Here is a 21012-nt window from a genome sequence, read left to right as displayed (position 1 = left end):
TCCAGTGACATGAATAATGTTAAACCAATTATTAATAACTTTTTCATGATCTGTGCTCCTTCTAGAGTTGATAGTATCTTGCTTATTATTTATACAAAGTACTTATTTATTCAAAAAAAAAACCGCCGGATAGCGGTTTTAATGCATTTTTTTTAAGTCGAAATATTGAACAGTCTTTCCGTCACGGTCGAACTGGATGATCAATTCATTTTTATTGAATTGGTAAATGTATTGTCCGCAGGTGGCGCTTTCGTAGCAAGAGACTTTCTGCACTTTATTCGGATATCCGTATTCATTGATCACCTGGTTTTTATGGATTGGAAGGTTTCTAAGCTTCAAATATTCTGGATATGCCTGCAGGCCGAAAATGGACCCATCCTTCATATTGAAGTTCACGCGAATTCCAGCACCGTCTCCGACATAGTACAGCGACCTGATATTCAGATGGTCTTCAGTTTTCATAGGTTTTCTAAATTGCTGGAGGACCTGGCCGTACGTCGAGCCAAGGTGGACTCCGTTAATGTGGAGAGTATTGTATGTTGCAATATAGGCATCCTTAATTCCGTTTTTCTGCAGCAGCTTTTTTTGTTTTTCAGCATTTGCCTTTTTGGAAAAGACACCAGCCTGGATGCGATAGTAGGTTTTATCATTGATAACTTTGGTAGTGAGTGTAGCATCGATTCCTTCTTTTTTCAGTTTACCGATTTGTTTTTTTGCATTGTCCTTCTTGGAAAAAGACCCACCGACCACCGAATACATTTGTTCCGGTTTGTATAAAACTGGCAGCACCAACTTTTGCCCAATGTAAATGGTATTGTTCGTCAGGCTGTTATACTCCTTCAACTCGCGAACAGTCAGGTTGTATTTTTGGGAAATGCTGTACAATGTATCTCCTTTTTTCACTGTGACCGAAGCCTCATCGGCATATCCCGACTCGTTGGCAAAAAGAAGCAATGCCCCCATTAATATTATACTTAACCCCAGCTGTATGAAACGCTTTATCTTCCTCATTTTCCTCACCTCATATAGTTTGACGAGATGATTCTGAACGAGTTTCGAAGGGATAAGCCCATTTTGAAAAATAGGTTTCAGCGAAAATACTATTGACTAAATGAACTGTAAGGATTAATATTACAGTAATGGTGAATATCTTTAAATCAAAGTAATTTTTCGCCTCAACTGTAATCTTTAATTTTACAGTAAAAAGAAGGAGTTGTCGGTTCATGGTAACTTTATATATAACATCAAGCTGTGCATCCTGCCGGAAAGCAAAAGCCTGGCTACAGGAGCATCAAATCGATTTTATCGAACGGAACATCGTATCCCAGCCGCTTACTGTGGATGAAATCAAATCGATTCTTCGATTGACAGAAGACGGAACAGAAGACATTATTTCTAAGAATTCAAAAGCGTATCAGAAGCTGGAGGTGGATATCGATTCACTGCCGCTGAATCAGCTATATGAACTGATCATTGAAAATCCGCAAATGCTGCGCCGTCCGATAATCCAGGACCACAAAAGGTTGCAGGTTGGCTACAATGAAGAAGAAATACGCAGCTTCTTGCCGCGCAAACTTCGCACATTTACCGGCCTTGAATGGGAAACGAAAGCCAATTAAAAGCTGATTATTTGTCATTTGGTTATTTTAACTGTAATATATTGTATTACAGATTGATGATAGGAGGCAGGCTATGAACAGTGACTTTACCCTTGCCATTCACAGTTTAACCTTGCTTGCACTGCAGCCTGACAGAATGTCGACGAGCGATGCAATCGCAGAAAGTGCCGGCGTCCATCCAGTGCGAATTCGCAAAGTACTTGGGCTGTTAAAAAAACATGGCTTTATCAAATCAAAAGAAGGTTCCGGCGGCGGGTTTATTTTTGCCAAGGACTTAAATGAAGTCAACCTATGGGATATCTATAAATTAACCTCAGAAGGCGCCCTGCAGCCAAAGTGTCCTGATTCCAATGAAAAATGCATGGTTGGCGCGCATATGCACAAGGTCCTGTTTGCCATTTTTCTAGGGGCGGAGGAACACTTGGGAGAATTCCTGAAGCATTATTCCATTAAAGAAGTGGTCGATCTGATCAGGCAGGAAAAAGAATGCTGTGAATAGGGAGGTTTGACTCCCATTCATTTGAGGGAAATGTAATAAAAAAGATTACAGAACAATTGAGGTGACGTATATGGATAACTTAATCTTAAAAGTAGGGGATTGGATTAAAGGGAAATCCCGAGACGGAGAATTGATCATCGGGTACGTAGAATCACTTGATGTTCTAGACGAAAAGATCAATGCAACAATCACTTCCAGCGATGATGAAGCACTTGTCGGCAAAACCATCCCAATGCCAACAACCGGAGTGAAAAAACTGCCTGTACCCCAGGTGAAAAATAAAGAACAAATTCAGTACTTGGTCGACCTGGCACTGGCCACCGGAGATCAAGAATGGTTCATGGAGCTTTCTGAACAGCTCAAAGCAATGCGGGAACTGGTGAAGGGTGTAAGATAGAGAGTTATCATAAAACCTCAAAATGCCCAGAGTTTTGTAACGGGTTACGTTTCCTATCGCAAAACTGAAAATTGTTAGTATAAATGTAAACAAAAATGCACTGCGGAATGTAGTGTATTTTTGTTATTTATAGACTATTTAACTTTTGTATTTTTAAATAGAGGTATCGGAAGAATAGCCCTTTTTGTCTCCCTAATTTCTAATTTCTTACCTTTTGAAACTTTTTGTACGAAGTCGAACGCTTTTCCTTCTTCGCCTCCACTCCAATATTCAAACGATGGGAAACATAATCTTTTATTCTTGTTTCCAAGGACGAGGTTTCCTGCACCTGTCTCGATAAACTCAACCTCCTCCCACGAGATATAGTAATTACCGATTGGTAACACAGCCAAGAAGCCCTTGGAAGAAATCTCCGCTTTGCCTCCAATTAAAATGCCTAATAATCCTAATAAGAAAAACAAGATAAAGACTGGTGCTATAATTAAGGTTTTACTTAATATACAGGCAATAGTGCCTGAAAGGAAAAAGATGCTACCAATCCACATTGTTATTTTGTGAGAAGGTGTTTTGATGATTATTTTATTTTCCATATAAGTTTTCTCCTTTAAAAATGAATAAAAGATTTGTTAAAAGTTATCTTTTATAAATTATATCTTTTCAACTGTATGCTCAGTCTGCGATTCCAATCCTCTGCGCAGTTGTACGATCTTCTCAGTAGCCTTTAATAGGATAACAAATGTAGTTTTAGGTAAGCCAATTTGTATGCCAAAATGTGTTGTAGTTTGTAGGGATACACTGGCTATTGTACCCCTACATTTATATATACAAATTTTACTATAAAATCTCCGGAAATTTTAAACAAAATACCATTATAATAAACAAAAATGACCTACTAATTGGCATACAATTAGTAGGTCATTTTGCATTACATTTTTAATGTTTGCCTTAGGAAACGGAACCCTTTTAAAGTTTTAGGCCTTCTGCACTTTATTTCATCCCCAGAGCTTTTTTTGTGGCTGGTCCGACGATTCCGTCTGCTTTAAGTTTCTTTGATTTTTGGAACTTCTTTACGGCTGCTTCTGTTGCTGGACCAAATACACCGTCGATTCCTTTTGTACTATAACCCTTTTTCGTCAGGGTTTGCTGGAGGGTTTTCACTTCTGCGCCTCTCATGCCTTTTTTCAGAACAGTGCTTGATGGAACTGCGATTACAGGGACAGACGCCTGCCCGGTAACTTTATAACCGTTTGCCGCAGCAATCGTGTTAAAGGATTTCTTCGAAGTCGTAATGACAACTGGAGTATTGACTTTTATCTGATCATACAGCCATTCCACTTCCTGGTCGTACATCCGAATGCAGCCGCCACTAACATATCCGCCGATCGATTTAGGGTTATTGTTGCCGTGGATGGCATAAGTCGTGCCCCAGGTTCCTCTCGCATTGATTCCCAGCCACCTGTTGCCAAGCGGGTTCCGCGGATCGCCTCCAGGGATTTTGCCGGTATAATAAGGGCGATTCTTGATCTTGTTAACAACCTTAAATGTTCCTTCAGGTGTATAAGAAGGTTGCCGTCCCGTGCCCACCTTAAAGGTTTTAACCAGCTTATTATTCTTATAATAAGCCAGTTGATTAGTAGACTTGTTGATGATGATCATTTCCCCGCCGGCAGCCTGCGCCGGTGCCTCGAAGAACACCATTGAAAGCAGCAGCATCATGCAAACTATCAGCTTTTTCATATCCCATCCCCCTTGAAAAATAAGTGCACTAATTTGATAAGTATTACAACCTTATAAACGATTTTATTTTATAAAAGTTACATGTTTTACCTTTATATGGGATATAAATCTTTCCTGATTTTATGACAAGAATGTCGAACTATGTAGTTGGAAACTTTTTTTTAAAATATGCGGTTCAATTTCTGTACTTTTTCCCATAATGGGAAGGAAGGAGTGGGAGTGTTGAATCATTATTTATCTATAGCACTCGAGCTGACGAGTGGATTTGTCTTCTTATTTATCATGACGAAGATGCAGGGTAAGACACAGTTCTCTCAAATAACCCCATTTGACTTTATTTCAGCCATCATCCTCGGTGAATTGGTGGGGAATGCCATCTATGACCACGAAGTGAAGGTGGGTGAAATCGCCTTTGCTGTAGCTTTGTGGGGAATACTTGTCTATGTGACAGAGACGATCACACAAAAGTTCCTCGGTTCGCGAAAATTGCTCGAGGGCGAACCAAATATCGTCGTCCGCAGAGGGCAAATCAAATACGACGCCTTGAAAAAAGCGAAGCTGGATATCAATCAGCTGCAAAGTCTGATCAGGCAGCAGGGGTATTTCTCATTGCGGGAAGTCGAATACGCCATCATCGAAACGAATGGAATGGTCAGCGTCCTTCCAAAAGCGGATTTTGACACCCCCAAGAACACTGACATGAAAATCAAAGCAGATGATCCCAGTCTGCCAGTCAACATGATTCTTGACGGGGAAGTGGTGCAGGCGAATTTACAAGAAGCCGGCTTCGACGAACAGTGGCTGAAGCGCGAACTGGAAAAGCAAAAAATTCACCATTTCGAAGACGTACTTTTTGCCGAATGGAAGGAAAACGAGCCGCTGTTTGTGCTGGAATATGACAAGAAGGCGAATTGAGAGGATTGGCTGAACCGGGTATTGGTTCAGCTTTTTTTTATGTAGGTCGAATTGTGGAAGCCAACAAAGGATTGTAATTGACTCAACGGGGATTATAAGGGGTACAAAGGGGATTAAAAAAAATTCAACGGGGATTAAAATGGAGGCAACAGGGATTAAAAGAAATTCAACAGGGATTAAATTTGATAATCCTTTAGAAATCCACTACCTAACAGTAAAAAAAATCTTCAGTGGTTAAAAAGCTAGTACAACCAATAAAAAATCGTTAAAAAAGAGATCACAACTCTTTAATTTCAGTCTTTAATTGTTCGCAATAAGTTAAATTTAGTCCTCATTGATTTCCGTCAGAAAAACGTCCTTTGGTTAGTTTTTAAATACCCAGTTACAGGAAAAAAACTTAAATTTGGAAAAGGGGATGATTTTAATGCGAGGGAAGCTGTATCAACTGCTAATTTTCAATATTATGTTTTTCGGAGTTAATTGCGGATTAGTAGTTGCAGCCAACAGTCAGCTAAAACCCTTGGAAGTAATTTATTCTGAGATTGGATATACGACAGTCGAGGAGGCCGTATCGAAGTTTGAGCAGCATTTTAAAAGAGATTTGAAACTTCCTGTGAGAGTTCCACCTTTATCATTCACACATTACTTTGGAAGGTTCAATGACCAGGATGGAGATACAAACGACTCTTTGGAAATTCAATATTTAAATGAGGATTCACCTGGTCACCATTATAAAATAGACATTCGGCCAATTGGTCACAAGATTCCAATGAGAGCAAATGACACTTATGAATTGCGGAATGGAACTAAAGCCATCTATACCAATGTGACAAACTTCAACCTTCTTGTTTTTGAAAGAGATGGCTGGCAGTATATTTTAAGCGTTGATAAGAGAGCATCCGATCAAGTGACTGCAGAAGTATTGGTTAAGATTGCAAATTCGATTGGCGGTTTGGATTAGATAGAATGTATGTAAAACGGGTGCAGCTGTTATAGTAAATAAAAAGATGCTAACCCTAAGTAAAATAGCTGATACCGTTAAAATATGTGCTCCAACCGTTAAAATATCTGCTCCAACCGTTAAATTATGTGATCTAACCGTTAATATCATCTAGAATCGTTGTTAAAATGCCTGTAACAGTTGATAAAATGGCTGCAACCGTCGATAGATCGAGTCCAACCGTCGATAAATCAATTTTAACTGAAGATAAATTACCCTAACCTGCAATTGCTTTTCAATAAAAAAAGCAGAGGTAATGTCCCTCTGCTTACAGCCATGATTGCGACCATGTTTCGATTTCTTTCATCAGTGGTTCTAATGCCTTGCCTTTTTCGGTTAAGGAATATTCGATTCGTACGGGTGTTTCTGGATATACGTCCCGCTTGACGATTCCTTCGCTTTCGAGGTCTTTCAGTCTTTCTGACAAAACTCTGCCGCTTACTCCTACGGCTGATTCTATTGTACAAAACCGCTGAGGGCCTGATAAGAGCTGATACATGATCAACCCTGTCCATCTTTGGCCTAAGATCCCCATGGCTTTTTCAAATCTAGGGCATATTGTCTTATCCAATGAAACCAACTCCTTAATCCTATTATATACATTTTTTTAATCAATGAAATAAAAAAGTTACTTGCTTAAAGTTATTTTACATTATATACTTACTTACATAAAGTAACTAATATTAGTGGGGGCTCCAGACATGAATTTTCATCAAAAGCCTATAACGTTCGTAGGACAAGTTAACATAAAGGTGCAGGATTTACAGCGTTCCATCGCTTTTTATGAAAAAGTAATTGGGTTTCAGTTAATGGAACAGACGGATTCTTCCGCAAGCTTTACTGCGGATGGAAAAACTGTGATATTAACGATTGAGCAGCCGGCAAACGTCATTCCAAAACAGGGAAGGACAACTGGCTTATACCACTTTGCTATTCTTTTACCGGAACGTTCTGATTTAGCCAAGATTGTTCTGCATTTCATGAAAGCTGGAGTGCGCTTTGGTTCTTCAGATCACCTTGTAAGTGAAGCCCTCTATCTTTCTGATCCGGATGGCAACGGGATTGAGGTCTATAGAGACCGCCAGCCTTCTGAATGGGAATGGAAAAATGGGGAAGTGAAAATGACGGTGGACCCGTTGGACTTCGAGGACCTGATTTCCGGTGTGGAACAGGAACCCTGGGAGGCCCTTCCTGCTGGTACGGTAATGGGACATATTCATTTGCATGTTGCCGATTTGAAAAAGGCAGAGGAATTTTATCTTAATGGACTGGGATTTGAGGTAGTATGCCGTTATGGACATCAGGCGATCTTTATTTCAGATGGAAAATACCATCACCATATTGCTTTGAATACCTGGAACGGCGTCGGTGCACCAACACCCCCAGAAAATAGTGTGGGGTTATCTTCCTATACACTGATTCTGTCAGACGAGACAAAATTAGCCAGGATAGTTGATCAGCTGGAAAAAATGAATATATCAGTTTCAAAAGAACATGATTACTATGTGACAACGGATCCTTCAAGCAATAAAATAGTCCTGAAAGTGTAAAAAACCTGATTTTTCCAAATAGAATCCTCATTTCAGAACAGGACACTCTATAAAGAGGAGGGATGTTCATTGAAAATGAGGGTTCTATTTTTTATTTGTGTGAGTTTTCTTTTATCTATAAAAGTAAGTGCCGAAGGTCCATTTACTGCTGCGTTTGTCCGTGATCACCAGTTATGGATCAAAACAGCGGAACAAGAGGTACAGGTGACGAAGGGGAAATATGTGCAGTCGCCCAAATGGTCTTATGATGGGAGATTTATCGCATATATAGACGGCGATGAGCAGAGGAATAAATCGGAACTGTTTATTTATGATACGAAGGATAATGGCAGCTATCGGCCATATCTAATTGAAACTTCGGATTTTAAATGGTCACCGACCAGGAATCAGCTAGCCTATAATTCACAGGGGATATTGAATGTTACCAAGATGAAGAATGGCAGGCCGAAGGGATTTGAGAATGTGGCCCTTGGTGTCAGCGGTTTTGAATGGTTCCCGAATGGAGAGGAATTCATCGTTTCCTCACAATCCAGTTTGCGGCCGACAGGGTGGGGGCCGATTCCGATGTATAGAATACCAGTGAACGCAAATCTGGATAAAAATAAGATGAAATCTTTTTATACCATTAAGACGGATGAAAGTGAATTGTTTGGGATCGATGCCGACTATTTCAAGTGGAGTCGCGATGGAAAATGGCTTGCTTTCATTGTCATTCCAACAGCTTCATGGTCAATGGATAGCAATTCATTATGTGTTCTAACCGATGAAGGTGAACAGTTTCAGGAGGTAGGAAAGATGCTCGGGTTCAAAGACTGGATGAAGTGGGCGCCGTATGCGAATCAGCTTGCCTATATTTCTGGAGAAGGAAGATTTTTCGTGGAAAACAAGAAAGCGACCATAGCCGACATGCCGGCAGCACTTCAGCAAAAACAATACACACCTGAAGGGTTTGTTGACCTTGACCTTGAGTGGTACTCTCCGAAAAAAGTGATTGTTGCACGTGCGAAAGAGAACAAAGAATGGAATGAAGGTCCGGTTCCTACGATGTATACGGCGTTATATTCAATTAATATCAAAACTGATGAACAACACCAGATTTCCCATCCAAAAAAGAACGAACTTGACCATCAGCCACAAGTTGCCGGAGATTATATTACATGGTTGCGACAAAATGATAATAAGAATGATCTATGGGTAAAAAAGGGGCTGAACGGCCAAGAATATAAATGGATTGAAAACATCGAGTCAGGTCCGGCCATTTTAGAGCCATGATAAAAGAAAATAGCAGACTCCAGCGTTAGTCCTTGAAGGATTAACGCTTATTTATGAATTAACGCTCATTATCAAACGTCTTATGTTGATTTTATTGTATTTCTGCTAACTTTATTAATCAGGTGCAACCATCGTATCTTCTATGGGCCTAGGAACTAAACGTGAGACAGCACTTAAGTTTTCCTTTTTTCTCTATATACCTGTTAGTGTAGAGGGATGATATTGTCGCTTTCCGATTTAATTCACGATCCAAGAATGGGAGAGCTCTTTCTTCCCTATACACTAGCCTTTATTGCATCTTTAGTTGCTTCCTATTTTTCATTAAAGTGGTTCATTAATGTTATGCAAAAGGGAAAACTCGGTTACTTTTCAATTTATTGTTTTGTCGTTGGAATTGCAGTCATTATTTTAGGATAAATAAATTCTTATATTTCTACTCCGCCTAAATGGTGGAGTTTTTTTATGGTCAATAATGAAAAATTTTTCATTAAAATTTTAATTTGTATTTTTTTAACCTTCGGGAGAGATTCATAGTCATTCTTTATATTAAATCTGTATTTAAAAAGTGGGTATTAAGGGGGGGTTGAAATGATTAAGGCAACAAACTTAACAAAACAATATGACAACGGTTTTGTGGCTGTTGATTCTTTGAATCTTCAAGTAAATAAAGGGGATATTTACGGGTTTTTAGGTCCGAATGGGGCAGGGAAAACGACGACCATCAGAATGTTAAATGGGTTAATAGAACCTAGTGACGGTTCCGTAACCATTGAAGGCAAAGAGGTAAAAAGTGAAAATGCATCAGTAAGCAAATTAATTGGGGTATTGCCAGAGTCACATGGTTACTATAATTGGATGACTGGCAGAGAGTATTTAAAATTATTTGCTGAACTTTATGGCGTTGACAAGAAAAGGGTCAAGTCGAGGGTCGAAGAGGTCCTTGAATGGGTAGGAATGGCCGGGAAAGCAGATATTCTGATTGGACAATATTCACGAGGGATGAAGCAAAGAATCGGTATTGCGAAAACGATTGTACATGAGCCCTCTATAATCTTTCTTGATGAGCCTACATTAGGTTTGGACCCACAAGGGCAAAAGGATATACAGTCGATTATTACAAGATTGAATCAAGAACAAAATGTTACTGTTTTCATTACATCGCATTTATTAAAAGAGATCTCAGAAATTTGTAATCGTGTAGCCATTGTAAAACAAGGAAAACTGCTTGAAGAAGGGTATTTAGACGAATTAATAAAAGGCTATCGTCTAGTCTTAAAGAATGAGAATCCTACATTAGAGGATATATTCTTCAGTTTAACAGCTGATGAAGTGGGGGGGAGCATTTAATGTCCAGCTTAATAAAAAAAGAAATAAGGGAACATGTCTTTTCCCGAAAAGGCGTATGGATTTTCTTTGCCGTTTCCATTCTATTCAGTGGTTTGACTTATAGTTTTATCTCTGTGAAGGAACTAAGTTTGCTTGCTCAAGTCGAAGTTAATATGACTTTCATGAAAGCGTTAATTGGCATCAGTATTTTAGTATCCATCATATTAGGGTCAACAATGGTTTCTGGTGAAAGGGAGCAAGGAACGTTAGAAAGTCTGTTATTAACCCCCTTATCAAAGGTGAAAATAATCCTTTCCAAGGTAGTAGGGATTTTGGTTTTTTGGTTGATCATCTCGGTTATATCGATCCCGTATTTCTATTCTTTGACATATGGAACGAATATGCTGCCTACGATTTTATCCTATTTATATCTGATCGGATTGCCGCTGGTTATTAGTTTTTCATTGCTGTCATTAGCATTTTCTACATGGATATCGTCAAGTAAAAATGCAACGCTTATGTCGATTGTCTTGTTCTTGGTGACCGCCATTCCAATGTTTTTATCAACAACAATGAAAAAGTCAGGATTTGCACATTTAGTTGATTCATTGAGTCCGGTTTCAGCAAGTATGCTGACGTTAAAGGATTGGTTAGTAAATAAATTAAGTTTCTTCTCGATCTTTATGGATAGTGTACCTGTTTTGTGTTTCTTGGGTATATCGATCATTTGCTTATTCTATGCAAGTAAAAAAATGGACTTTTTAGGAGGGGAGTAATTTGGTGAAAAAGGCAGGTATCATTCTGGCGATACTTCTGGGATTTGTCATAACTGGGCAAAGTGCATTTGCCATGGAACAGCCTAATGTTGAGGTTAAAGTAATCTCTCCTAATCAGGTTAAGGATTATCCTGGGAAAGAAACAACAGTTAAAGCACAAGTTACAAACCATACCAACCAATCTATAAAAGATTTAGTCGTATATATCACAATGACGGATATGGGCAAAAAATGGACGGTTAATCTAGAAGACTATAGTGCAGATAAACCTGAACAGGTTAAAGAATTAGGACCCGGTGAAACAAAGGAAGTTTCACTGCCCATCCGTTTTGTGTATACCAGCAATTATTATCTATACGTAACGGCTGCAAGTGCTGATAGTTTAGATATCTATTCAAGTAATGGAATCCCTATCGTAATTATGGGTAACACAAAAATTGATCCGACGACTATACAAGTTGTTTCAATAGCAACACCGCTTATAATCTTGTTTTTGGTGGTGTTGAATTTTATAAAAAATAGAAAGAAGAGAATTGCTTAAGGAATAAAATATGGTGCTGGAAAAAGACTTGTTTTTACTAAAACAGGAGATTGAAAAATTGATGGCAGAAAAGCAACAAGAGTTAAATAATGTAGTCTTGAAATATGGGTTAAGAAGTAAAGAGGCCTTGTATGTCAGTCAAGAATTAGACATAATGATCAATCAAGTAATGAAGATAAAGGCACTCACATAATAAAATGAAAATTTTTTCACCTAAAGGTTATTTTAATTTTAAATTCAATTCAGACTTACTTCATGGTAGAGGCTTAAGATAAGGATGTACCACAGTTCATTAATATGAGGAGGAAGAAAAAATGAAGAAAAAACTTATCGTACCAGCATTGGCAGCTGCGATTGTAGGAGGAGGAGTAGCAGGTTCTCTATTAAACTCTTCCGCATTTGCATCAAGCAATGATAGTAAAAAGGCAGAGGTAACAGATCAACAGGAGCAGCAGCAATTGGCGAAAGAAGCAACCATCACTAAGGAAGAAGCCATTTCAGCCGCACTAAAAGAAGTTGCAGGAAAAGCAGCTGGCACTGAACTTGAAGATGAAGACGGAACAGTTGTTTATGGCGTAGAAGTTACTGATGATCAAGGAAAGCAACAGGATGTAAAAGTGGACGCCAAAACAGGTAAGGTCCTAAAAGTAGAGGCTGATGATGATGAAGAAAATGAAAAAGGAGAGAAGGAAGAAAAAGAAGATAAAGATGGTGAAGTTTCCGATCAACAAGAACAACAACAATTAGAAAAGAAAGCGAAAATTACGGCTGAAGAAAGTACAACTATTGCATTAAAAGAAGTAAAAGGCCAAGTAACGGATACTGAACTTGAAGATGAAGACGGAACTGTTGTGTATGGTGTTGAAATAACAGACGACCAAGGAAAAACACATGATGTAAAAGTAGACGCCAAAACAGGTAAGGTCTTAAAGGTTGATGTGGATGATGAAAATGATTCCGAAAGTGACAGTGAAGAAGAGTAATTCCGTAAATGAATATAGGTCCTGCTTGCTTGTGCAAGTAGGGCTTATTCACTTTATAGGAAATTATAAAATTAATTAGGTGAGGATAACTACTGTGGATGTCATAATCCAGCTCCAGCGCCTAGCCCCTCGAGTCGCTTCGGTCCGCTCTCCAGCGCTTGTCGGGGCTGACCAAGGCGCTTGCGCTTTTGGTCTTTCCTATGAGTGCACTAATTTGAATTATATGTATTTTGTATCATAACTTTTCTTTTTGATTTAAAATAATAGTGTCATTTTAATCAAATTATGAAAGTAGTACAAAATAGATAAAGTAACATTTGGAGGTCACGAATTTGGATATTTTAGTGATTGAAGATGAAGAAGCATTATCGGAATTTATAGTACTTGAGTTAACGCATGAAGGATACAATGTAAGTGCTGCTTTTGATGGGAGAGAAGGGCTTGAACTAGCATTAGAAAGAAATTGGGATGTGATTCTTTTAGATTTAATGCTGCCAAAGTTAAACGGTATCGAGGTTTGCCGAAGATTAAAGGCAGTCAAGGATATTCCGATTATTATGATAACGGCAAGGGACAGCGTAATGGACCGGGTATTGGGGCTCGATAGCGGCGCTGATGATTATATCCCAAAACCATTTGCGATTGAAGAATTACTGGCGAGAATTAGAGTCATCATGAGAAGAGAAGAAAAACGAAATGATTTGCCTAGCATGCTTTTATCATTTAAAGATTTAGAATTAAATATTGAATCAAGATTATTAAAAAAAGGCGAACGATTGATCGAATTAACGAAAAAGGAATATGACTTATTGTTCATGTTCATGAAAAATATTAATCGTGTCTTAACAAGGGAGGTTCTACTGGAAAAAATATGGGGTTATTATGCGGAAATTGAAACAAATGTCGTTGATGTTTATGTAAGACACCTTAGAAATAAACTGGATTCTGTTGATAAAGAAAGTTATATTCAAACGATGAGAGGGATGGGGTATGTGATGAGAGAATGAGAAACGTAAAAGACTTTATTCCAAAAAGCATCAATCTTAAATGGAAATTAACTTTATGGGCTGCCCTTTTAATGCTATTTTTATTTTTTTCTTATAATATTTTGCAGTATTTTGTCATTCAGAACTGGGTAGTTAACCAAGAAAAACAAACCATCCAAAAAAAGATGGAAGAAGTAACAGCCTACATTCAGGATTCAAATTTTAAAGGGAATATTTCGGAAAGTGAACACTATTTAGACATTCTGAATGAAAAATACCAATTGATAAGGATTGTGAGGGAAAACAATTCTCCGCTATTTACGATATCAGACGAGGTACCACAAGGGTGGGTATCTCCGAAAAATGTAACAAAAGAGGAACTGGTGGACTTTTCACCAGAAGGAGATCGTTTGTTGATCCTTAGGAAGCCAATCGAAGTAAATGGCTTTAAAGGAACAGTAGAAATCATCCGTAATTTAGAGAACTTTGATAGCTTGATAAATCAAATATTTATGTTGGTCATCGTAGCAGGAGTGGTTGCTATTCTCCTTAGTTTAATCGGCGGCAGACTTATTTCCTTTCAACTGCTAAAGCCGATTAATTCAATGATAAGAACTCTGAGGAGAATAAAAGAGAATGGTCTGAAAGAAAGGGTTCAAATTAACAAGCAACGAGATGAAATGACAGAGTTAGGGATTATGTTTAATGAATTAATGGATAACTTAGAAAAGTCATTTCAGCAGCAGCAACAATTTGTAGAAGATGCCTCCCACGAATTAAAAACACCCTTGTCCATCATACATGGAAATTTATCGCTGATCAATCGTTGGGGGAAAAATAATCCAAAAGTGTTAGAACGCTCAATTGATTTAAGTTTAAAGGAAACCAACAGACTTATTCACCTGGTTTCGGAATTGTTGACTCTCTCAAGAGCAGAAGAATCTACCACAAACATGAACTCATTGGAAGAAGTCAAAATGAAGGAAGTTATGGAAGATATAGTTGAAAACTTCCAAACAATAAATGATGATTTTAAAATATCCTCCACTATAGATGTTGACACCGATTTTACTATCAAAATACTAAAGAGCCACCTAGAACAAATCATGATCATTATATTAGACAATGCTACTAAATATTCAACAGATGAAAAGATCATACAGATTAATGTAAGGCATACAGACAGGCAATTGAAGATTGAGGTAAAAGATTATGGGGAAGGTATCCCAGAAGAGGAATTGCCTTTTGTGATCAATCGCTTTTATCGTGTGGATAAAGCAAGAAGCAGAAAACATGGTGGAAATGGGCTAGGACTATCAATTGCAAAAAGGTTACTGGATATGTATCAAGGAACTTTAGAAATCGATAGTGTGTATGGGAAATGGACGAAGGTTCAGATTACTATTCCATTAGATTAATAAGTAGTTAACATTTCCAATAACTATGTTGTTCCTATATATAAAATAAATTAAATAGGCCAACTACTCCGATTATTACAAAGGTATTTAACTAAACACTATGCAGGTATTTAATATATAAAATTTTATTGAAAACAGTACTGGGGAATTAAGGAATTAAATCTATTGTGAGAGAAAAGGAAGGAAATATATGGTTTATAGAGAAAGTACTGCCATAATTAAATTCATCGCTTTACAAAGTAAAAATATCGTCAATATATTAGTAAAGTGGCGTTAATCCAAGTAGATTAACGCCTTCTTTGTTTTTCAGTATTATGCTTTTGGTAATGGGGTTGGCGTAGGTTCTATGCCTCCACCTTTGTATTTGTTGTCTATATTTTCCCTAATCGTTCTGAGGTCTGTTCCTTTTTCAAACTCTGATTTCGCCTCACGGGCGATGTCTACGCAGACTTGTCAGCCAAAGCCCATGGTATCTAAGTTTGCCACATCACCTTTTACTGAATCTACAAAACAATTCGTGTTAGATGTATGACCATCTTCTTCGTAACAGCCACAGTAACATGGCATATAATTTAGAACTTCTGGATGTTCTACTGCGAATTGATATGCTTCTAAAATATTTGGATCGTTCGTTAAAGAAGTGACAGAAGACCAATTGTTGCTACCTAGTTCATATTTTAATGACGGCTGAGTTGGGGAACTATGACTGTCACTATGTCCTTCATTGGACTGTTCATTATTACTTGAGGCACAACCGGAAACGATAATAGAGCCAATAATCATTGGTATAATGAATTTTTTCAATTTATTATTACCACACTTTCTATTTTATGCTTTAAATATAGGACTAATTAAAAGTATAACATAATCAAATCTCCCTTTGATGAAGGAAATAAATGATTAGTAATATAGATACTAAAGAAATGAGATAAACTTTGACACTCAAACATATTTTTGAATATAATATATTCAAACAAGTATTTGAATATGGTTTGATGGAGGTGGATTTATGAAAGAGGTCGATGTATGTCAAGTGGCGTGTGTGGATCAAGAAAGGGTTAATCGTGTTAAAGCAATACTTAATCCTGAAGTGACAAAAGATGTGGCCAAGATTTTTAAGGCGTTATCCGATGATACCAGAATGAAAATAGCCTACTCTCTATATTTGGAGGATGAGCTTTGTGTATGTGATGTTGGCCATATTGTAGGGTCTTCAACTGCAACTGCTTCACATCACTTGCGTTTACTTAAAAATATGGGTTTGGCTAAGTATAGGAAGGAAGGGAAATTGGTTTTTTATTCTCTTACGGATGAACATGTAAAACAATTGATTAGTATTGCATTTGAACATCAAAAGGAGTTGAGCAGCCTTGACTGAGGCTTTAGAACAAAATCAAAATACTGAGAAGCACGTTTATCGCATCCAAGGATTCACCTGAGCTGGCTGCGCCACTAAGTTCGAAAAGAACGTTAAACACCTGGATGGTGTTTATGATGCAAATGTAAACTTCGGTGCTTCAAAAATAACGGTTTTTGGAAACACCACTATTGAAGAGCTGGAAAAGGCAGGAGCCTTTGAAAATTTAAAGCTTTATTCAGAAAAAGGTGAGATGAAACCACAGAAAAAAGAACCATTCTGGAAGGAATATTCCACGGTTTTGGCTTCATTACTGTTTGTGGTTTTAGGTTATGTCTCTCAATCCATTAATGGTGAAGAGAGTCTGCCAACGATTGCTGCTTTTCTGGCAGCCATCTTAATTGGAGGATTTTCTTTATTTAAAACAGGTTTTAAAAATTTATTCCGATTAGAGTTTGACATGAGAACTCTCATGACGATTGCCATCATCGGTGCTGGCTTTATCGGCGAATGGAGCGAGGGTGCAGTAGTTGTTATCTTATTTGCAATCTCTGAAGCGCTTGAGAAATATTCCATGGATAAGGCTCGGGCTTCGATTCGTTCATTAATGGATATCGCGCCAAAAGAAGCACTCATCCGTCGTAATGGTCAGGAACTATTGATTAAAGTAGATGATATTCAAATCGGTGATATCATGATCGTAAAGCCAGGTCAAAAAATTGCTATGGACGGAACTGTGGTTAAAGGATATTCATCCGTTAACCAGGCAGCAATTACTGGAGAATCCGTACCGCTGGAAAAATCAGTGGATGATGATGTTTTCGCAGGTACATTGAATACAGAAGGCTTACTGGAAGTAAAAGTAACAAAAAGGGTCGATGATACAACAATTGCGAAAATCATCCATCTGGTAGAGGAAGCCCAAGCAGAGAGAGCACCTTCCCAGGCTTTTGTCGATAAGTTTGCAAAGTATTATACACCGGCCATTATTGTGATTGCTGCACTTGTGGCCATAATCCCGCCGCTTCTGTTCCAAGCAGACTGGAGCGAATGGATTTATCAAGGTCTTGCTGTTCTTGTTGTAGGTTGTCCTTGTGCACTTGTCATTTCAACACCGGTTGCAATTGTAACTGCAATAGGAAATGCAGCGAGGAATGGAGTATTAATCAAAGGCGGAGTTTACCTTGAGGAAGCGGGGGCGCTGAACGCCATCGCATTTGATAAAACAGGTACTTTAACAAAAGGCGTACCTGCAGTTACTGATTATGTAATGCTTGATAATGAGCAGAAAGAAAGTGAGCTGCTGAGTATCATAGCTGCATTAGAATATAATTCTCAGCATCCTCTTGCATCAGCGATAATAAAAAAAGCAGAGGAAAAAGAAATTTCTTTCAAGGACGTAGTTGTAGAGGATTTTTCATCGATTACGGGAAAAGGGATAAAAGGAACAATAAACGGATTAACTTACTTTATTGGAAATCCAAAGTTATTTGAAGAGTTGTTAGATCACAGTATTTCACCTGAAAGCAAAAAAATTAATGATTTACAGCTTCAAGGAAAAACAGTAATGGTTGTGGGTACCACTGATGGTTTATCAGCCTTGATTGCAGTAGCTGATGAAGTTAGGGAAAGCAGCCTTTCCACTATTGCCAGATTGCATGAGCTTGGTATAAAGAAGACCATCATGCTGACAGGTGACAATAAAGGGACTGGAAATGCAATTGGTAAATTAGTCGGAGTGTCTGATATCGAAGCGGAACTTCTTCCACAGGATAAACTGGCATTTATCAAGAAACTGCGTGATGAACATGGTAAAGTGGCCATGGTTGGAGATGGGGTCAACGATGCACCTGCTCTAGCTTCTGCCACTGTAGGAATCGCCATGGGAGGAGCAGGGACTGATACGGCTCTGGAAACTGCAGACATTGCTTTAATGGGCGATGATCTCAAGAAACTGCCGTTTACTATCAAGCTCAGCAGAAAAGCATTAACGATCATCAAGCAAAACATTACATTCTCCCTGGCAATCAAGCTAATTGCTCTTATGCTAGTGATACCAGGATGGCTTACCTTATGGATCGCTATATTTGCTGATATGGGAGCTACTCTTATTGTCACTTTAAACGGATTACGACTTTTGAGGGTAAAAGAATAATTTAATGAACGGGGTTATCAGATGAATAATAATTGGAATCGATTCATCTATAAAATTTGGTCCCCCATCTACGATTACTTTTTTAATTCAGGACTATTTTTAGAAGCAAGAAAACGAGTATTTCAAGATATAGAGTTTAAAGCAGGAGATTCCGTGCTTTTCGTTGGGGTTGGTACAGGGGCGGATATCAATCACGTCCCTTATAACAGCCTCAAGGTAACAGCTATAGACTTTTCAGAAGACATGCTGAATCAAGCAAGAAAGAAGTACGAAGGCGAAAAAATTGATTTTATACAAATGGATGCCCAAAGCATGAACTTGCCAGACAATACATTTGATTATGTCATTGGCAGCTTAATATTGACTGTCGTTCCCGATGGCAAAAAAGCCTTTGATGAAATGGTCCGAGTTACGAAAAGTGGTGGACAGATTGTTGTTTTTGATAAATTTGCTGACAGCACCAGGGACCTTCCACTATCGAAACGTTTTATTCGGCCATTGATTAGAATATTGGGAACAGATATTGGTATATCCTTTAATGCCATCTTGTCTGAGTCTGAGAATGTAAAATTAATAGAGAAAAAAGATATATTATTTAATGGTATGTACCAAAAAATCGTATTAAGGAAAGTTTAATTTGTGTATCTTGCCCACATTTGGAATGGTGAATGTGGGCTTCTTCATGAGTAGTTTATTTATATTTAATTTGAGATCGCAAAGATGGCCTTTCATTTCACTTATCACTGAAATGAAGATACATAGTATGTCATAATAGGAAGTTTTAGTTAAACAGGAGGTATTCATTGTTGAAAAAAATCTTTATGTTAATAATTTTGATCCTACTAAGCATCGATTCAAAAATCGTGGCCTTCGCCCATTCTTATATAAAAGAATCAAAACCTTCAGAAGCAGAAATTGTAAAGGAACCTATTGATATGATAGATATCACCTTTGAAACAAAAATCGAAACAATTGGTGAACTCTTTCTAACATATAATAACCAGACAATTGAAGTGAAAAATATTACGATTGAAGAAGATAAATTAATAGGACAATTAGATAAGCCATTAAGCAACGGGCAGTATAAGGCTATTTGGAAAATAGTCGGAGAAGATGGCCATCCATTGGAGGGAACCATTTCTTTTACTGTTCAAGTGCCCAATCAATATCAAAATGAATCTTCTAACAAAGTAGTTGAAACCGAGAAACAAACTGAGGACCCAGAACAGCCCGCTTTAGAGCAGAAAAAGAATGATAACAATTTGTCTCGAAATGAACAAGTAAATCAAATAGGAAGTTCAACCATTAAAAAGTGGTTTTTGCCATTAGCCTCCTTAACAATACTAATTATGGCATTCTTTCTATTCAGAAAGGATAAAAAATGACCTATTACCTAATAGTATCTGAAACTGTTTTATATGTATCCTTCTCTATTTTAGTGGGAGCTATCATTTTACAGCTCATTCCCGGAAATTATAAACCAACGATTGATATTCCAAGGTCAGTATATTTTCTTTCGATACTGGGAATCATTTTTGCTTCAGTAGGACCACTAGTTCAAGTAGTTTTTTATTTTATTGAAGCATTAGGTTTTTGGCAAACGTTAAAATCAGTTTTATATAATTTTGAAGTAGGGAAAGCTTGGATGTTTACTTCATGGGTAGGACTTCTTTTATATTTCATGGTTTTATATAAGAAACCCAAGTATTTTCAAGCTTTTCTCGTTCTTTTGATGGTAATCGCTGTTGGTTATTCAAGTCATGCGGCCAGTTTATCGTTTTGGTATGGCTTGACCTCTCACACAATACATTTTCTTGGTATAACGGTTTGGACAGGGATATTATTGATTGTTTCTTTCTTCTCTAAAGACTTGCGTAATTGGAGTAAGTTTTTGTCTTGGTTCACACCAACAGCTATTCTTTCTCTAGTTTTAATCATTCTAAGTGGTTTCATGACCATGAAGTTAGTTGTAGAACCTAAAGATTATGTCTCTTCTTGGATGTTGCCATATGGGCAGGCTTTATTAGTTAAACATATACTAATAATTCCTTTAGTAGCTTTTGCGTTTATAAATGGAATATCGATGAGAAAAAAACAATTAGAACATCCCTATCCCTCAACGATTAAATGGATGAAAGCAGAAAGTATATTTATATCATTGATATTTATTGTGACTGGAACCCTGGGAATTCAATCTCCACCGCACGACATTAAAACAATGATACAAACAGAAGGTTACTCTCCATTGTATGAGTGGTTTCATCCATTTTTACCCGATACAGTAGTTAAATTGAACGTAGATTCTTTCTTTATAGTTGGTGGATTTTTATCGGTTATTGTTGTAGTTTTTATGATATTTAGTTTTACTAAAAAAGATTCTGTACTATTGTCAGTCCTTTTTGGGGTATTTTTTGTATTTATTACCTATATTACGCTGATGACTGGTGCTCATTAAGTAAAATGATTTTTTTAAAACCTGAA

The 21012-nt window shown here is 37.7% G+C and carries 24 protein-coding genes and 1 pseudogene; 20 read left to right on the top strand and 5 right to left on the bottom strand.

Annotated elements, in window-relative coordinates; genetic code table 11:
* Positions 1–138: 138 nt before the first annotated feature.
* A complete protein-coding gene (locus tag ACNAZ4_RS06910) occupies positions 139–1011 on the bottom strand; it encodes a LysM peptidoglycan-binding domain-containing protein (RefSeq protein ID WP_415813462.1) in 873 nt (290 codons plus the stop codon).
* Positions 1012–1223: 212 nt separating this feature from the next.
* On the opposite strand from ACNAZ4_RS06910, the gene spxA reads away from it, so the two are divergent.
* The 3 genes from spxA (at position 1224) to ACNAZ4_RS06895 (ending at position 2515) form a co-directional block, all read left to right on the top strand.
* The gene (gene spxA / locus ACNAZ4_RS06905) at positions 1224–1619 is read left to right on the top strand and encodes a transcriptional regulator SpxA (RefSeq protein WP_415813461.1); all 396 of its coding nucleotides are present in this window, start codon (positions 1224–1226) and stop codon (positions 1617–1619) included.
* Positions 1620–1692: 73 nt separating this feature from the next.
* Positions 1693–2118, top strand: a complete 426-nt coding sequence (locus ACNAZ4_RS06900) for an RrF2 family transcriptional regulator (protein ID WP_415813460.1) — start codon at positions 1693–1695, stop codon at positions 2116–2118.
* Between the two features lie 70 nt (positions 2119–2188).
* Complete coding sequence (locus ACNAZ4_RS06895; protein WP_415813459.1) at positions 2189–2515, top strand: IDEAL domain-containing protein; 327 nt, start codon at positions 2189–2191, stop codon at positions 2513–2515.
* Positions 2516–2649: 134 nt separating this feature from the next.
* Here the strand turns inward: ACNAZ4_RS06895 and ACNAZ4_RS06890 are convergent, their stop codons facing one another.
* Together ACNAZ4_RS06890 and ACNAZ4_RS06885 are read right to left on the bottom strand one after the other, a co-directional pair.
* A complete protein-coding gene (locus ACNAZ4_RS06890; protein WP_415813458.1) occupies positions 2650–3105 on the bottom strand; it encodes a hypothetical protein in 456 nt (151 codons plus the stop codon).
* A gap of 397 nt (positions 3106–3502) precedes the next feature.
* Positions 3503–4252 carry a L,D-transpeptidase family protein gene (locus tag ACNAZ4_RS06885; protein WP_415813457.1) on the bottom strand — a complete coding sequence of 250 codons (750 nt, stop codon included), beginning with the start codon at positions 4250–4252 and terminating at the stop codon, positions 3503–3505.
* 222 nt (positions 4253–4474) lie between these two features.
* Between ACNAZ4_RS06885 and ACNAZ4_RS06880 the strand changes: the two genes are divergently transcribed.
* Positions 4475–5167 carry a DUF421 domain-containing protein gene (locus ACNAZ4_RS06880; protein WP_415813456.1) on the top strand — a complete coding sequence of 231 codons (693 nt, stop codon included), beginning with the start codon at positions 4475–4477 and terminating at the stop codon, positions 5165–5167.
* A gap of 424 nt (positions 5168–5591) precedes the next feature.
* On the top strand, positions 5592–6128 hold the full coding sequence (locus ACNAZ4_RS06875; RefSeq protein ID WP_415813455.1) for a hypothetical protein: 537 nt from the start codon (positions 5592–5594) through the stop codon (positions 6126–6128).
* A 307-nt stretch (positions 6129–6435) separates the two neighbouring features.
* Here the strand turns inward: ACNAZ4_RS06875 and ACNAZ4_RS06870 are convergent, their stop codons facing one another.
* Positions 6436–6738 (bottom strand): winged helix-turn-helix transcriptional regulator, encoded by a 303-nt coding sequence (locus ACNAZ4_RS06870; protein ID WP_415813453.1) that lies wholly within the window; start codon positions 6736–6738, stop codon positions 6436–6438.
* Positions 6739–6868: 130 nt separating this feature from the next.
* Here ACNAZ4_RS06870 and ACNAZ4_RS06865 point away from each other — a divergent pair, with 130 nt between their 5' ends.
* From ACNAZ4_RS06865 to ACNAZ4_RS06820, 10 genes and pseudogenes are all read left to right on the top strand, one after another.
* Positions 6869–7717 (top strand): VOC family protein, encoded by an 849-nt coding sequence (locus ACNAZ4_RS06865; RefSeq protein WP_415813452.1) that lies wholly within the window; start codon positions 6869–6871, stop codon positions 7715–7717.
* 75 nt (positions 7718–7792) lie between these two features.
* On the top strand, positions 7793–8989 hold the full coding sequence (locus tag ACNAZ4_RS06860) for a translocation protein TolB (protein ID WP_415813527.1): 1197 nt from the start codon (positions 7793–7795) through the stop codon (positions 8987–8989).
* Between the two features lie 118 nt (positions 8990–9107).
* Positions 9108–9406: pseudogene (locus tag ACNAZ4_RS06855) on the top strand (undecaprenyl-diphosphate phosphatase); the annotation flags it as partial.
* Positions 9407–9577: 171 nt separating this feature from the next.
* Positions 9578–10336: an ABC transporter ATP-binding protein gene (locus tag ACNAZ4_RS06850; RefSeq protein WP_052806919.1), complete on the top strand. Its 759-nt coding sequence runs from the start codon at positions 9578–9580 to the stop codon at positions 10334–10336.
* Entirely contained in the window at positions 10336–11091 is a 756-nt protein-coding gene (locus ACNAZ4_RS06845; protein WP_415813451.1) for an ABC transporter permease, read from the top strand. Before ACNAZ4_RS06850 ends, ACNAZ4_RS06845 begins: the two co-directional genes overlap by 1 nt.
* Position 11092: 1 nt before the next feature.
* Positions 11093–11632 (top strand): hypothetical protein, encoded by a 540-nt coding sequence (locus ACNAZ4_RS06840; RefSeq protein ID WP_044390679.1) that lies wholly within the window; start codon positions 11093–11095, stop codon positions 11630–11632.
* A gap of 10 nt (positions 11633–11642) precedes the next feature.
* The gene (locus ACNAZ4_RS06835) at positions 11643–11825 is read left to right on the top strand and encodes an aspartyl-phosphate phosphatase Spo0E family protein (protein ID WP_044390677.1); all 183 of its coding nucleotides are present in this window, start codon (positions 11643–11645) and stop codon (positions 11823–11825) included.
* Between the two features lie 121 nt (positions 11826–11946).
* A complete protein-coding gene (locus ACNAZ4_RS06830; protein WP_044390676.1) occupies positions 11947–12615 on the top strand; it encodes a PepSY domain-containing protein in 669 nt (222 codons plus the stop codon).
* Between the two features lie 332 nt (positions 12616–12947).
* The gene (locus tag ACNAZ4_RS06825) at positions 12948–13622 is read left to right on the top strand and encodes a response regulator transcription factor (protein WP_044390675.1); all 675 of its coding nucleotides are present in this window, start codon (positions 12948–12950) and stop codon (positions 13620–13622) included.
* Entirely contained in the window at positions 13619–15019 is a 1401-nt protein-coding gene (locus ACNAZ4_RS06820; protein WP_044390673.1) for a HAMP domain-containing sensor histidine kinase, read from the top strand. The genes ACNAZ4_RS06825 and ACNAZ4_RS06820 overlap by 4 nt, the downstream gene beginning before the upstream one ends.
* A gap of 312 nt (positions 15020–15331) precedes the next feature.
* On the opposite strand, the gene ACNAZ4_RS06815 is transcribed toward ACNAZ4_RS06820, so the two are convergent.
* Positions 15332–15823 (bottom strand): PCYCGC motif-containing (lipo)protein, encoded by a 492-nt coding sequence (locus tag ACNAZ4_RS06815; RefSeq protein WP_347230902.1) that lies wholly within the window; start codon positions 15821–15823, stop codon positions 15332–15334.
* Positions 15824–16028: 205 nt separating this feature from the next.
* On the opposite strand from ACNAZ4_RS06815, the gene ACNAZ4_RS06810 reads away from it, so the two are divergent.
* The 5 genes from ACNAZ4_RS06810 (at position 16029) to ACNAZ4_RS06790 (ending at position 20986) form a co-directional block, all read left to right on the top strand.
* On the top strand, positions 16029–16397 hold the full coding sequence (locus ACNAZ4_RS06810) for an ArsR/SmtB family transcription factor (RefSeq protein WP_044390671.1): 369 nt from the start codon (positions 16029–16031) through the stop codon (positions 16395–16397).
* Positions 16390–18531, top strand: a complete 2142-nt coding sequence (locus ACNAZ4_RS06805) for a heavy metal translocating P-type ATPase (RefSeq protein ID WP_084221680.1) — start codon at positions 16390–16392, stop codon at positions 18529–18531. The genes ACNAZ4_RS06810 and ACNAZ4_RS06805 overlap by 8 nt, the downstream gene beginning before the upstream one ends.
* Before the next feature lie 21 nt (positions 18532–18552).
* Positions 18553–19167 carry a class I SAM-dependent methyltransferase gene (locus ACNAZ4_RS06800; RefSeq protein WP_044390669.1) on the top strand — a complete coding sequence of 205 codons (615 nt, stop codon included), beginning with the start codon at positions 18553–18555 and terminating at the stop codon, positions 19165–19167.
* A 170-nt stretch (positions 19168–19337) separates the two neighbouring features.
* On the top strand, positions 19338–19916 hold the full coding sequence (locus tag ACNAZ4_RS06795) for a copper resistance CopC family protein (protein WP_415813449.1): 579 nt from the start codon (positions 19338–19340) through the stop codon (positions 19914–19916).
* Entirely contained in the window at positions 19913–20986 is a 1074-nt protein-coding gene (locus tag ACNAZ4_RS06790) for a copper resistance D family protein (protein ID WP_044390665.1), read from the top strand. Before ACNAZ4_RS06795 ends, ACNAZ4_RS06790 begins: the two co-directional genes overlap by 4 nt.
* Positions 20987–21012 lie beyond the last annotated feature (26 nt).

The organism is Mesobacillus thioparans (assembly GCF_965138835.1).
Taxonomy (GTDB): domain Bacteria; phylum Bacillota; class Bacilli; order Bacillales; family Cytobacillaceae; genus Mesobacillus; species Mesobacillus thioparans.
The sequence above is the reverse complement of the archived record's forward strand: the minus strand, read 5'-3'. Positions and strand labels throughout refer to the sequence as shown.